Raw genomic sequence first — 13,763 nt, forward strand, 5'->3', positions numbered from 1 at the left:
ACCCGTCACCCCATCATCATCAGGAAGGCGAAGAACAGCGACAGCGATGCACAGGCAAAGCCGTACAGCAGCGGCAGCCGCAGCAAGGTGCCGCTGCGCGAAAGCTGATAGGCATCCTTGAACTGGCGATACATGTGCCAGGCCGCGAACAACAGCAGCACCAGCGTCACCAGCCCATGGGTGATGCCGACCGCCGTCAGAATCATCGACAGCGAGAAGAGCAGCGACATGAAGGCGATCGAATAGGTCACATAGATCGCATGGTCATACATCTTGAACCGGCGGCTGAACGGGAACAGCAGCCACAGGAAGGGCAGCGATATGACGATCAGCAGCCAGGAGAATTTATAGGCATTGGCCTTGAGCTTGTAATAGGCGAATTCGGGATCCTTGGCAGCCGCGCTCATTGCCTTGCCGACCGTTTTGGCGATGCCCTTGTTGAGGCCCTTGTCGACAGTCTTGTCGACCGCCTTGTCGACGTTATCGCCGGTCAGCGAGTCGGTCAGGCCGCTCGCCAGCGACAGGCCCTTCCGCTCGTCCTGCGCGTCCTTCAGCTTTTCCTGCAATGTCTCGCGCCGGCTCGCGCTGATCCCCGGCTCGGCCAGTTGCGCCTGCACCTTGGCGATGCGGGCATCGGCTTTTTCCTCTTCCTTCTTCAGCTCGGCGATTGCCTCGCTGTTCATCTTCACCTGGTTGCGGGCGCCTTCCAGCCCATGATGGCTGGTCAGCGAGAAGATCGCGTACATCAGGAAGGCGCTGAACAGGAACAGGGCAAAGGGGGAGACAAACTTGGCCCGCTCGCCATGGATATAGCGGCGCGTCAATTGTCCGGGGCGCAGCGCCAGCTCGGGCAGGGTGGTGAAGATCTTGCCCTCGAAATGCAGCACGCCATGGGCCAGGTCATGGCCGATCGCGGCAAAGCTGCGATGCAGATGCGCGGCCTGGCCGCATTCGGGGCAATAATTGCCCGTCACCGCCGTGCCGCAATTCAGGCAGGCGCCATGGCCGGCCTCATGGGCTTCCCCATGGCCTGGCTCGACCGCCCGTGCCAGCATGCCCCCGGTGATCGCGTCACCCGCTGCTTCGATTTCCCCTGTCATGGGCGGGGACGATAACAAGGGTGTATGACGCTTGCCAGTCACCTTGGCGCGTGGATCGCATTGTGTTGCATTGTTACAACGCTTGGCAACATTCCGACATGTTCCCATGTTGGGCAGGGCGAACGTCACCGTCCCGCCACAAATCGCGCCTAGCGGCGATGGCATCCCGGACGGCAGGCGCAGGGGCGCCGCTGTCCCGGACGCAAAAGCAATATTATCGGGGAATAACCTTGTCGAAATTCACTTTCGCACGGTCGGCGCTGCTGCTGACCTCGGCCTTCGGTGCGCTCGCCCTTGGTGGCGTCGCCCATGCGCAGGAAGCGGGCGCTGACGCCGGCCAGCTCGACCAGATCGTCGTGACCGCCGAGCGCCGCTCGGAAAATCTGCAGAAGGTGCCCGTCTCGGTCGGCGTCGTGCAGGGCGATGCGCTGCGCAACCTGACCGCCGGCGGCGGCGACATTCTCGAACTCGCCGCCCGCGTGCCCGGCCTTTACGCCGAAACCACCACCGGCCGCATCTTCCCGCGCTTCTACATTCGCGGCCTTGGCAATATCGACTTCTATCTCGGCGCATCGCAGCCGGTGTCGATCATCCAGGACGATGTTGTGCTGGAGCATGTCGTGCTGAAGTCGAACCCGGTGTTCGACGTCAACCAGGTGGAAGTGCTGCGCGGCCCGCAGGGTTCGCTGTTCGGCCGCAACACCACGGCGGGCATCATCAAGTTCGACACCATCCGTCCGTCGATGGATTGGGAAGGTCGCGCCCAGGCCAGCTATGGCAGCTATAACACCGTCACCTTCGACGGCGGCATCGGTGGCCCGATCGTCGCGGACAAGCTCGCCTTCCGCGTCTCGGCCCTCTACCAGCATCGCGACGACTGGGTCGACAATACATACACCGGCCCCAGCGCCGACGGCACCGTGTCGCCGAAGAAGGATGCGATGGGCGGCTATAATGAGAAGGACGTGCGCCTTCAGCTGCTGATGACGCCGACCGAAAATGTCTCGATGCTGACCAGCGTCCATGCCCGCGACTATGACGGCACCTCGACCATCTTCCATCGCGCCGGCCTCACCAAGGGCAGCAACAGCGTGTCGGGCGAACCCCGCTCGAAGATCGCGCTCGACGAAGCGATGAACAACCCGCAGGCATACAAGACCTATGGCGCGTCGGAAAATATCGCGATCGACATGGGCCCCGTCACCCTGACCTCGATCACCGCCTATGAAACCACGTCGGGCTACAGCCGTGGCGACACCGATGGCGGCGCGGGCGCGGATTATCCGGTGAACGGCGTGGCCAACGGCTTCGGCCAGAGCCAGGGCAATGTCCGCGATCTCGACCAGCTGACGCAGGAAGTCCGCCTCGCCAGCAACGGCGACAGCGCCTTCAAGTGGCAGGTTGGCGGCATGTATTTCGACAGCCGCGACACCACCGATTTCTACCAGCGCGCCTATTTCCTGACCGGCACCGCCAACAATCCCAACAACTGGGTGCGTCTGCGCAACAAGAATGAAAGCTGGGGCCTGTTCGGCCAGGCGAGCTACGAAGTGGTACCGGGCCTGACCATCACCGCCGGCGGCCGCTACACCAAGGACACGAAGGAAACCCGTCTGGTCCGCGCCACCGCCAATGCGGCGGGCGTCTCGACCTATGCCGGCCGTCGCTATGTGAAGCTGACCGGCAAGGAACCGAGCTGGGACGTCAGCGCGCTGTATGAAGTCAGCCCCGAGGTCAGCCTCTATGCCCGCGTCGCGCGCGGCTTCCGTGGCCCGACCATCCAGGGCCGCTCGGCCGTGTTCAACAGCGACTTCACCACGGCGGATTCGGAAACGATCATGTCGTACGAAGGCGGCATCAAGACCAACCTGCTGGGCAACCGCCTGCGCTTCAACCTGTCGGGCTTCGCCTGGAAGGTGAAGGACATCCAGCTCAACGGCAATGACGTGAACGGCAATGGCGTGTTGTTCAACGCCGACGCGGCCAAGGCCTATGGTCTGGAAGCCGATCTGGAAGCGCGTCCGTTCGACAATCTCACTTTGTCGGCCGGCCTCAGCCTGCTGCACAGCGAGATCAACGACAAGAATGTCTATGCCCAGGTCTGTACGCTGAACAGCGTGGTCGTCTGCACCGTGGAAGACCCGACCGTCACCAACGCGCGCGGCGTCTTTGCCCAGATCGACGGCAACCCGCTGCCCAACGCGCCGAAATACACCGCCAACATCGCGGCCCGTTACGACGTACCGCTGGGCAATGGCGGCAAGATCTTCGCGGCAACCGACTGGAACATCCAGGGCTACACCAACTTCGTCCTCTACAAGACGAAGGAGTTCTACTCGAAGGGCGACTTCGAAGGCGGCCTGAAGATCGGCTACACCGCGCCGGACGGCAAGTACGAGATCGCCGCCTTCGCCCGCAACATCACGGGCGAGAAGAATATGAAGGGCGTGATCGAGAACTACATGGCCCCGGTGTTCAACGAACCCCGCATCATCGGCCTGTCCTTGAGCGGCAAGCTGTAAGACTAAGGTTATTCCACCCCATGCTGTGCATGGGGTGGGGCCAAAGAAAAAGGCGCGTCATCCGATGGGATGGCGCGCCTTTTTCGTCAGCTCGGCTTGATCGGCGCCAGCGTGACATTCTGCCAGTCGGGCTCATGATGCGGCTCGCGCCCCATTGTCCAGTTGCTCTGCAGTCGCACCAGCGGGTTGGGCGCACACCAGATTTCTCCGCTATCGCTCAGACCCGTCACCCAGATCAGATTATGCTCCTGCCCATAATCGATGACGGCGAAGGCATAGCCTTTGCCCTTGCCTTCGATCATGACGGGCAAGGGCGGTTCGAGCTGCGTGAAGGACATGGATGAACTCCGGCTTTGGGTGCCGGACATAATGCGGCGCGCGAAACGGGGTTCCCGTCTCGCGCGCCGCCTTGATCCGTATCAATTAGATAGTTGCTGACGGGCGATCTTACGCCCCTTCGAGCAGCTTTTCTTGTCTGATCTTCTCCTGCCACACCAGCGGGGCGAGGCGGTGGACATTCTGGCCTTCGCTATCGACGGCGACGGTGACGGGCATGTCCTCCACCGTGAACTCGTAGATGGCCTCCATGCCCAGGTCTTCAAACCCGACGACCTTGGCTTCCTTGATCGCGCGGGCGACCAGATAGGCCGCGCCGCCGACCGCCATCAGATAGGCGCTCTTGTGCTTGGCGATGCTGTCGGTCGCGGCCGGGCCGCGCTCGGCCTTGCCGACGCAGGCGGCCAGGCCCTGTTCCAGCATCATGTCCATGAACTTGTCCATGCGCGTCGCGGTGGTCGGGCCAGCCGGTCCGACCACTTCGTCGCGCACCGGATCGACCGGGCCGACATAATAAATCACGCGGCCCTTGAAATCGACCGGCAGCTCCTCGCCCTTCTCCAGCATGTCGGCGATCCGCTTGTGCGCAGCGTCGCGGCCGGTCAGCATCTTGCCGTTCAGCAGCAGGCGGTCGCCATGCTTCCAGCCCTGCACCTGTTCCGGCGTCAGATTGTCGAGATCGACGCGGATCGCTTCCTTGCTCGGCTTCCAGTCGACCTGCGGCCATTCACTGAGCTTGGGCGCTTCCAGATAGGCCGGGCCGGACCCGTCGAGGGTGAAATGCGCGTGGCGGGTCGCGGCGCAATTGGGGATCATCGCCACGGGCTTGCCCGCCGCATGGCAGGGATAGTCGTGGATCTTGATGTCGAGCACGGTGGCCAGGCCACCCAGGCCCTGCGCGCCGATGCCCAGCGCATTGACCTTGTCGAACAGCTCGATGCGCAGTTCCTCGATCTTGTTCTGCGGACCGCGTGCCTTGAGTTCGCCCATGTCGATCGGGTCCATCAGGCTTTCCTTGGCCAGCGCCACGGCCTTTTCCGCGGTGCCGCCGATGCCGATGCCCAGCATGCCGGGCGGGCACCAGCCAGCGCCCATCTGCGGCACCATTTCCAGCACCCAGTCGACGATCGAATCGCTGGGGTTCATCATCTTGAACTTGGTCTTGTTCTCCGACCCGCCGCCCTTGGCCGCGACGTCGATCGTCACCTTGTTGCCCGGCACCATTTCCACGTTCAGCACGCAGGGCGTGTTGTCCTTGGTGTTCTGGCGGCTGAAGGCGGGATCCTTCAGGATCGACGCGCGCAGGCGGTTTTCGGGGTTCAGGTAAGCGCGGCGCACGCCCTCGTCGATCACCTCCTGCATCGACCGGCTGTTATCGTCCAGCCGACACTCCATGCCCCACTTCACGAACACGTTGACGATGCCGGTGTCCTGGCAGATCGGGCGGTGGCCTTCGGCGCACATGCGGCTGTTGGTCAGGATCTGGGCGATGGCGTCCTTCGCCGCCGGATTGGCTTCGGCTTCATAGGCCTTACCCAGTGCCCGGATATAATCCATCGGGTGATAGTAGGAAATGAACTGGAGTGCGTCGGCGACGCTCTCGATGAGGTCGGCGGTCTTGATGACGGTCATCTACCCTGGTCCCTATTCTTGCGGCCCGCCTCTGCACGGCAGGTCCCTGCAAGGCGGGGCTATAGGCCTTTGAGACGATGAGTCCAGAAGAGGGTTGCGGTTCAGGACGCAAGCGGCCCGTCGGCAAAGGGAAAATTCTGCCACCAGGGCTGCATCTCGCACAGCACCCGCGCAAAGCTCGGCCGCGTCTCCAGCCGGTTCAGATAGGCGCCCAGCACCGGATGGTCGGCGCGCAGCGGCACGATCCTGTCGGCATAGTATAGCGAGGGCGCCGCCGCGCAGTCGGCCAGCGACAGATGATCGCCCGCCGCCCAGCTCCGCCCCGCCAGCCGATCCTCCAGCAATGCATAGATGCTGCGCAGCGCCGCCACATTGGCCGTCACGCCACGAGGATCGCGCGCCTCTTCGGGCCGCAGCCGGTCGGCCACCAGCGCCTGCATCGGCCCCATGACATAATTGTCGAACAACCGGTCCATCAGCCGCACCTCGATCGCCGCATCGCCATCGACCGGGATCGGGCGAAAGGTGCCGGGTTCGTGGCGGCCCAGATATTCGACGATGATGCTCGCCTCCGCGATCGTTGCGCCGCGCACCGGGTCGTGCAGCACGGGGAATTTGCCGAGCGGCCAGAGCGCCTGCCATTCGGCCAGGGCCGCTTCATCCTCCAGGACGCGCGGGGTGAAGGGCGTGCCATTTTCGTAGAAGGCGATCAGCACCTTCCAGCAATAGGAGGAGAGGGGATGGTAATAGAGGATCATGCCTGCCTCCCGATCGCTGCGGATGGATTCGCCTGCCTTCCCATCATCATAGCGTATCGCGCGGCGATATGCAGGGGGACGATAAAGGCAGCGATTCAACAGATTGTGGTCGTGTTCGTGCCTCTGCCCCCATGTCATGATTTTGTCGCCAATCGCGCGACGCGCGCATTTGCGTGGCAAGGCAAATTTATTTTTTAATTTCATAGGCCCCCCTTGTCTTTTCCAAGGCCCTTGGAAGTCCGCGCGTCGCTGCGCTATGGGGTGGCGTGTCAGCGACGAAACGAATCCAGGCGTCGATGAACCGAGTCCCCGAACTGTCATTTACCCTCTTGCGTGTCGGCGGGGCTGTGGCACTATCTGTGGTATCGGGACCAAGGGGGTCACCCAATAGATTGTGATTGCGTTGTCGGACCTGCTTCCGGCGATACGGGGCTTTTGTCCTTGCGATCGGATCGGTTGACCCCATTTCTGTCCCGGCCCGATCGGGTTCATGCTATGATGTCTGGGTGCGCCCTGGCATCGCTGGACCGAATCGAACGGAACAGGAACAATCGGGGGCTCGCATGGACTTTCGAGATAGTGAACAAGGTGGAAACGGCGACGTGGCGACGGTAATGGACGAGCGTATCGAGGATCTGGTGGACAAGGCCGAGCCCAAGGCTGCCAAGGGCAAGGCGACCGAGTCCGCGTCGTCCAAGATTCATGAGCGTCGTTTTCATGTCGTGACGGATTCGTCGCGCGATGCGCTGCTGACCGAATTCGGCAAGGATACGCTGAACGATCGCTATCTGCTGCCCGGCGAGAGCTATCAGGATCTGTTCGCCCGCGTCGCCGCCGCCTATTCGGACGATGCCGACCATGCGCAGCGCGTCTATGACTATATCTCCAAGCTCTGGTTCATGCCGGCAACGCCCGTGCTGTCGAACGGCGGCACCGGCCGCGGCCTGCCGATCAGCTGCTATCTGAACTCGGTTGACGACAGCCTGGAAGGCATCGTCAACACCTGGAACGAGAATGTCTGGCTCGCCTCGCGCGGCGGCGGCATCGGCACCTATTGGGGCAGCGTGCGCGGCATCGGTGAGCCGGTTGGCCTCAACGGCAAGACTAGCGGCATCATCCCCTTCGTCCGCGTGATGGATTCGCTGACCTTGGCGATCAGCCAGGGCTCGCTGCGTCGTGGCTCGGCCGCCTGCTATCTCGACGTCTCCCACCCGGAGATCGAGGAGTTCCTGGAAATCCGCAAGACGAGCGGCGACTTCAACCGCAAGGCGCTCAACCTGCACCATGGCGTGCTGCTGACCGATGAGTTCATGGAAGCGGTGCGCGATGGCAGTGATTTCAACCTGCGCAGCCCCAAGGACCAGTCGGTTCGCGGCACCGTCAATGCCCGCGCCCTGTTCCAGAAGCTGGTCGAGGTCCGCCTTGCCACCGGCGAACCCTATATCGTCTTCTCCGACACGGTGAACCGGATGATGCCCAAGCATCATCGCGACCTGGGGCTCAAGGTCTCGACGTCGAACCTCTGCTCGGAAATCACTCTGCCGACGGGCCGCGACCATCTCGGCCAGGATCGCACGGCGGTCTGCTGCCTCTCCTCGATGAACCTGGAAACCTGGGATCAGTGGAAGGATCATCCGACCTTCGCGGAAGACATCATGCGCTTCCTCGACAATGTGCTGCAGGACTATATCGACCGCGCCCCGCCGGAAATGGCCCGCGCCAAATATAGCGCCAGCCGTGAACGCTCGGTGGGCCTGGGCGTCATGGGCTTCCACAGCTTCCTGCAGGCACGCGGCATCCCGTTCGAAGGCGCCATGGCCAAGTCGTGGAACCTGCGCATCTTCAAGCATATCAATGCCAAGGTGAACGAGGCGTCGATGATGCTGGCGCAGGAGCGCGGGCCGTGCCCCGACGCCGCCGACCAGGGCGTGATGGAACGGTTCAGCTGCAAGATGGCGATCGCGCCGACCGCGTCGATCTCGATCATCTGCGGCGGCACCTCGGCCTGTATCGAGCCGATCCCGGCGAACATCTACACCCACAAGACGCTCTCGGGCAGCTTCGCGGTGAAGAATCCCTATCTGGAAAAACTGCTGGTCGAAAAGGCCAAGGATTCGAGCGCCGTATGGAACTCGATCCTGGAACGCGGCGGCTCGGTCCAGCATCTCGACTTCCTCACCCAGGAAGAAAAGGATGTGTACAAGACCAGCTTCGAGATCGACCAGCGCTGGCTGCTCGAACTGGCGGCCGATCGCACCCCCTATATCGACCAGGCGCAGTCGCTGAACCTGTTCATCCCGGCCGATGTCGAGAAGTGGGATCTGCTGATGCTCCACTTCCGCGCCTGGGAACTGGGCATCAAGTCACTCTATTATCTGCGCTCCAAGTCGGTGCAGCGCGCCGGCTTCGCCGGTGGCGTGGAAGCGGACAACACGATCGACGCCCCCAAGTTCGAGATCGGCGAGACCACCGACTATGACGAGTGCCTCGCCTGCCAGTGATCAGATTCCCTCTCCCTGTGGGAGAGGGAGGGAGCCGCGCAGCGGCGGAAGGGTGAGGGCGATGCGCAATTACCGCGATCTGCCTTCAGGGGCCGTGGATCAGGCCCGCGCTCTCCGCCGTAACGCCACGGAGGCTGAAAAACGTCTCTGGCGTGCCTTGCGTGAACAGCTTCCGACCGTGAAATTCCGCCGCCAGGTGCCCCATGGTGCCTATGTCGCGGATTTCCTCTGTTTTTCTGGCAAGCTGGTCGTCGAGGTCGATGGCGCAAGTCATGCGGAGAGCGCTGAGCAAGATGCTGTCCGAACCCGTTATTTCGAGACCCAGGGCTATCAGATCCTGCGTTTCTGGAACCATGAAGTCATGGAAAATACCGAAGGCGTCGTAGCGGTCATCGCGGCGCGTCTCTCGCCCTCACCCTCCCACGCCTGACGGCGCGGGCCCCTCCCTCTCCCGATGGGAGAGGGGAAGAAAAGATTTCGCGGAGTAACCCATATGCCCCTTCTTCAAGCCTCCAAGGTCTACAAGCCCTTCGAATATCCCTGGGCCTATGAATTTTGGAAGCGCCAGCAGCAGCTCCACTGGCTGCCCGAGGAAGTGCCTCTGGGCGAGGATTGTCGTGACTGGGCGCAGAAGCTCAGTGACCATGAGCGCAACCTGCTGACCCAGATTTTCCGCTTCTTCACCCAGGCCGACGTGGAAGTGCAAGATTGCTACCACGAGAAGTACGGCCGCGTGTTCAAGCCGACCGAGATCAAGATGATGCTGACCGCGTTCAGCAACATGGAAACGGTCCATATCGCCGCCTACTCGCATCTGCTCGACACGATCGGCATGCCCGAAAGCGAATATTCGGCCTTCCTCCAATATAAGGAGATGAAGGACAAGCATGACTATCTCGCCCAGTTCGGCGTCGATACGGACGAGGATATCGCCAAGACGCTGGCGATGTTCGGCGGCTTCACCGAAGGCCTCCAGCTCTTCGCCTCCTTCGCGATGCTGATGAACTTCCCGCGCTTCAACAAGATGAAGGGCATGGGCCAGATCGTCACCTGGTCGGTCCGCGACGAAACCCTGCATTGCGAGGGCATCATCAAGCTGTTCCACAGCTTCGTGAAGGAACGCGACTGCCTGACCGCGTCGGTCAAGGACGACATCATGGACATGTGCCAGAAGACCGTCCGGATCGAGGACGCGTTCGTCGACCTGGTCTTCGAAATGGGCCCGGTTCCCGGCATGACGCCCAAGGACATCAAGAAATATGTCCGCTACATCGCCGACTGGCGCCTGGGGCAGCTGGGCCTCAAGCCCATCTACATGATCGACGAGCATCCGCTGCCTTGGCTGACCCCGCTGCTCAACGGCGTGGAGCATGCCAATTTCTTCGAAACCCGCGCGACCGAATATTCGAAGGGCGCGACCCGTGGCCAGTGGAACGACGTCTGGGACGCGTTCGACCGCCGCAAGAAGCTCAAGGGCGCCGAAGCGGCCAATGTCGACGAAAGCGATCCGGACATGTTCAAGGCCGCCGGCATCGCGGCGGAATAAGATCACAGCGCGACGCGCCATGCGCGTTGCGCTGTGATCAAGCCCGCGCGGCGCTGACGCGTTTAAGGCTGCTGATCAGCCAGCATCACGGCAGCTTGCAAAGGGCTTTCGATCTGTTCGAGGGGAGGGGAGGCGCGGGGAGCGCCTCCCCTTTTTTGTGCGCTGCTGGAGCGCCCCGCATCGCGTCCATAACGGACCAGTCTCGCGCCGGAATGGCGATGCCCTGGGCTATGGTCCGGTCATGACCAGCCCCGTCGATCCCCCATCTCCGCCATTCTACGTCTTCGTCTGCAATGTCTGCGGCAGCGATCAGGTCACGCGCGAAGCCTGGGCGGCCTGGGATGTCGCGACCCAGGCCTGGATTCTCAACACGGCCTTCGACTTTGCCTATTGCCATCGCTGCCTGGGCTATGCGCAGCTCGACCGGCTGCTGCTGACCAGCCCGCCATCCGGCTTGCCGTCCCGCGCCCCGGCCTTCCCGCCGGCGCCGGGCTGAACCACGTAGCGGGCGTGACGCTTCCTTAACCGCCGCCATGCCAGACCGGTCGCCATGCTCGGCGTCCGACTCCGCTCCCTCTTCACCAGCCGCTGGATGGCCCTGCTCTGGGCAATATTGGTGCTGCTGAGCGCGATCCAGTTCGTGGGCAGCGATGGCGGTAATCAGGCCGGCGTGGATCAGGCCGCGACCGCGGCGCTGGACGGCCTCGACAACAGCCAGCGCGCCATCATCGCCAACGCGCTCTGAAAGGCACGGGGCGGGCGTCGCGGGCGCGCTGTCCTATTCCTTCCCGCCGGACTATATTGCCGTCCGGCGTCGGGCCTGTCTCTGACGCTCACTTGTTCCAAAATGACAAGTGTTGGAAATTAAATGTCAGAATGTGCGGGAAATATGCGAAGTTAAGCGCAGCATTTCCTATTTCGGGGGAGGGGTGCTGCGCTTGGTCTCGTCATTCTGTTTCGATCATGCAACATTGTTCCCGGCAAACTGTTCTGACCCGCATCCCGTCGATGCGGAAAGTGGAGGACCGATGCGATGCCCAATGCCCTGAAGGCCATGATCGCCACGCTCGCCCTTGGGGCGATGGCCATTTCCACCCTGCCTGCTGCTGCCCAGCATCGGCCGAACGATCATCGCCCCGGTGGCAGCCAGCATGGCCGTCCCGGCGGTTCCAACGCGCATCGGCCGCCCAGCCATGGCGGCAATCATGCCCAGCGACCGCCGTCGCGCCCTGGTGCCCAGCGTCCGCCCCAGCATGGGCGGCCGGGGGCTGGCCGCCCGCCCCAGCCGGGCCGGCCCGGCAATGGTCGTCCGCCCCAATATGGCCGTCCCGGCAACCATCGCCCACCGCCGCCCCGTGGCAATTATCGCCGGCCCGGACCGCCGGTCTATGCCTATGACTGGAACCGGCCCGATCCGCGCTATGGCGGCCGCTATCGCCCCGACCGCTATTATCGCGGCGGCTATGCGCCGATCCGGGTCGACCGCAGCATGCGCATCTATCGCGGCTATGACGACCGCTATTATTGCCGCCGTTCGGACGGCACCACCGGCCTCATCATCGGCGGCGCGATCGGCGCGCTGATCGGCGGCCAGCTTGATCGCGGCTATTCCAACACGGCGGGCATATTGATCGGCGGCGGCGCCGGCGCGCTGCTCGGCCGCGAGATCGACCGCGGCAGCCTCAGCTGTCGCTGATCGGGGAAAGGGGGCGAGGCGCCCCCTTTTTTCAGCACCAGGGGTGGCGGCGTCCGTCCCAGGTCCGGGCCAGCCCTTCGGCCACCAGTTGCTGGCCGATCGACTGGCCGTCGCGCGTCACGATCCGCAGCGCGCGGCCATATTTGTCGGTCGCCCGCCCGTCGATCTCCAGCGAGAAGGGGCCGGCATTCATCAGTTGCTGCAACCGGCTGGTCGCCCGCGCGCCCAGCGCGCCTTCCTCCGGGCAGCGCGGCCCATGGGTTTCGGGCGTGTCGATGTCGGCGATCCGATATTTCTCGCCCCGGAACCAGAAAGTGTCGCCATCGACGACGCAATTGGTTCCGCCGCCGCTATGGCAATAGCCGAAATCGGCCGACAGCTGGTCGGCGCTGGCGCTTGACGGTGTCATGCCGGTCGACGCCGTCGGCATCGCGATCTCGGGCGCCAGTCGCGCCCACCAGTCGGGCGCCTGCCAGCCGATCATCATCCCCAGCGCCAGCACCAATCCCAGTGTCTTGCCGCTGAAGCCGCTGCGCTGGGGTGCGGGGCGACGAAAGCGCGCCTGTCCGGCACGCGCCGCCTCCCGGCGCCAGAGTGTGTCGATGCGGTCGGGGGTGAATCGGTCGGGGCGTCTGGACATGGCGCGCCCCTAGCAGGTTCAGGAAAAACAGAGGGTTAAATCTGATCCGGCTTGTCGCCATTTCGGGGCGAACCGGCGTTTGATCGGGATCAATGTGGGAAGCGCAGGGGATGCGCAGGGTGCGCCGGCCTCAGCCCATGGAGATTGCCGCATGAACGCCGCCGCGCCGCCCAGCCCCTATGTCCGCATCGGCGGCGAACCGGTCGTCCGCGCCATTGCAGATCGTTTCTATGACCTGCTGGAAAGCGACCCGGCCTATGTCGAGCTGCGCGCCATTCATGCCGCCGACCTCTCGGCCGTGCGCCACGGCCTCACCCGCTTCCTGTGCGGCTGGCTGGGCGGCCCGCGAGACTGGTTTCAGCGCGGCACCTGCATCATGTCGCTGCACCGCGCCTTTCCGATCACGCCGCAACTGGCCGATCAATGGGCGACGGCGGCCGCCTGCGCGATCGCCCTGCAGGAGGATCTCGACACCGACATTGCCGACGCCATGGCGGAAGCGCTCGGCCATATGGCGCGGGGCATGATCAATTTCGGCCTTGCGCCGGCACAGGCGCACCCCGCCTAGCGGCTAGTCGTCATCCTCGTTGAGGATTTCGTCCTCCTCGCCATCATCCTCGTCGTCCATGCGCGGCTCGCCATCGAACGCGCCCTCATCGATCCAGCCGGACCGGTCCATCTCGTTCATCTTGTCGACCAGGTCGGGGACATCGTCGGGGATGATCTGCGCCGGGTTGGGCCGCCCGCCATGCTCGCTCTCTTCGCTCAGGTCGCTGGTCCGGCCCAGCGCATCGTCGGCGACGTCGTTCGCTTGGGTGCCGGCGTCGGCCTGTTCGCTATTCTCCTCACTCTCGTCGGGGAAGGGGCGATTGTCGGACATCGTCATGGCGCGTCTCCTTGCAGGGGCATGTCCCCCTCCAACGATCACCCCATTTTCCCGTTCCGCGCAAGCGCGTCCGGAAACGCACTGGACAGCGCGGAACCAAGGGGGCAAAGGCCGTCGCGATCCTTTTCGCCCCGATCCTTTTCGCA

The 13,763-nt window shown here is 63.4% G+C and carries 14 protein-coding genes; 8 read left to right on the top strand and 6 right to left on the bottom strand.

What is annotated here, in order from left to right; translation table 11 throughout:
- Positions 1–5: 5 nt before the first annotated feature.
- A complete protein-coding gene (locus U0025_RS22685; protein WP_004209921.1) occupies positions 6–1,100 on the bottom strand; it encodes a DUF3667 domain-containing protein in 1,095 nt (364 codons plus the stop codon).
- A gap of 230 nt (positions 1,101–1,330) precedes the next feature.
- Between U0025_RS22685 and U0025_RS22690 the strand changes: the two genes are divergently transcribed.
- Positions 1,331–3,622: a TonB-dependent receptor gene (locus U0025_RS22690; protein ID WP_004209922.1), complete on the top strand. Its 2,292-nt coding sequence runs from the start codon at positions 1,331–1,333 to the stop codon at positions 3,620–3,622.
- 86 nt (positions 3,623–3,708) lie between these two features.
- Here the strand turns inward: U0025_RS22690 and U0025_RS22695 are convergent, their stop codons facing one another.
- From U0025_RS22695 to U0025_RS22705, 3 genes are all read right to left on the bottom strand, one after another.
- Positions 3,709–3,960, bottom strand: coding sequence for a hypothetical protein (locus U0025_RS22695; protein ID WP_004209924.1), 252 nt, complete (start codon positions 3,958–3,960; stop codon positions 3,709–3,711).
- Between the two features lie 109 nt (positions 3,961–4,069).
- On the bottom strand, positions 4,070–5,590 hold the full coding sequence (locus U0025_RS22700; protein ID WP_004209925.1) for a fumarate hydratase: 1,521 nt from the start codon (positions 5,588–5,590) through the stop codon (positions 4,070–4,072).
- A 101-nt stretch (positions 5,591–5,691) separates the two neighbouring features.
- A complete protein-coding gene (locus U0025_RS22705) occupies positions 5,692–6,348 on the bottom strand; it encodes a glutathione S-transferase family protein (RefSeq protein ID WP_004209926.1) in 657 nt (218 codons plus the stop codon).
- Between the two features lie 614 nt (positions 6,349–6,962).
- Here U0025_RS22705 and U0025_RS22710 point away from each other — a divergent pair.
- The 6 genes from U0025_RS22710 to U0025_RS22735 all read left to right on the top strand — a co-directional run bounded on the left by U0025_RS22710 (position 6,963) and on the right by U0025_RS22735 (position 12,091).
- Positions 6,963–8,849, top strand: a complete 1,887-nt coding sequence (locus U0025_RS22710; RefSeq protein ID WP_010336832.1) for a ribonucleoside-diphosphate reductase subunit alpha — start codon at positions 6,963–6,965, stop codon at positions 8,847–8,849.
- A 61-nt stretch (positions 8,850–8,910) separates the two neighbouring features.
- Positions 8,911–9,279, top strand: a complete 369-nt coding sequence (locus tag U0025_RS22715; protein WP_004209930.1) for an endonuclease domain-containing protein — start codon at positions 8,911–8,913, stop codon at positions 9,277–9,279.
- Between the two features lie 63 nt (positions 9,280–9,342).
- Positions 9,343–10,395 carry a ribonucleotide-diphosphate reductase subunit beta gene (locus tag U0025_RS22720; protein WP_004209931.1) on the top strand — a complete coding sequence of 351 codons (1,053 nt, stop codon included), beginning with the start codon at positions 9,343–9,345 and terminating at the stop codon, positions 10,393–10,395.
- Positions 10,396–10,636: 241 nt separating this feature from the next.
- Positions 10,637–10,891, top strand: coding sequence for a hypothetical protein (locus U0025_RS22725; protein ID WP_004209932.1), 255 nt, complete (start codon positions 10,637–10,639; stop codon positions 10,889–10,891).
- Positions 10,892–10,945: 54 nt separating this feature from the next.
- Positions 10,946–11,140 carry a hypothetical protein gene (locus U0025_RS22730; RefSeq protein ID WP_004209933.1) on the top strand — a complete coding sequence of 65 codons (195 nt, stop codon included), beginning with the start codon at positions 10,946–10,948 and terminating at the stop codon, positions 11,138–11,140.
- A 288-nt stretch (positions 11,141–11,428) separates the two neighbouring features.
- Complete coding sequence (locus U0025_RS22735; RefSeq protein WP_004209934.1) at positions 11,429–12,091, top strand: glycine zipper 2TM domain-containing protein; 663 nt, start codon at positions 11,429–11,431, stop codon at positions 12,089–12,091.
- 31 nt (positions 12,092–12,122) lie between these two features.
- Here U0025_RS22735 and U0025_RS22740 read toward each other — a convergent pair whose 3' ends face one another.
- The gene (locus U0025_RS22740; RefSeq protein ID WP_004209935.1) at positions 12,123–12,731 is read right to left on the bottom strand and encodes a thermonuclease family protein; all 609 of its coding nucleotides are present in this window, start codon (positions 12,729–12,731) and stop codon (positions 12,123–12,125) included.
- Positions 12,732–12,882: 151 nt separating this feature from the next.
- On the opposite strand from U0025_RS22740, the gene U0025_RS22745 reads away from it, so the two are divergent.
- Entirely contained in the window at positions 12,883–13,299 is a 417-nt protein-coding gene (locus tag U0025_RS22745) for a globin domain-containing protein (protein ID WP_004209936.1), read from the top strand.
- 3 nt (positions 13,300–13,302) lie between these two features.
- On the opposite strand, the gene U0025_RS22750 is transcribed toward U0025_RS22745, so the two are convergent.
- The gene (locus tag U0025_RS22750; protein WP_004209937.1) at positions 13,303–13,617 is read right to left on the bottom strand and encodes a hypothetical protein; all 315 of its coding nucleotides are present in this window, start codon (positions 13,615–13,617) and stop codon (positions 13,303–13,305) included.
- Positions 13,618–13,763: the final 146 nt, after the last annotated feature.

Origin of the sequence: Sphingobium yanoikuyae (assembly GCF_034424525.1) — a bacterium.
Classification (GTDB): Bacteria; Pseudomonadota; Alphaproteobacteria; order Sphingomonadales; family Sphingomonadaceae; genus Sphingobium; species Sphingobium yanoikuyae.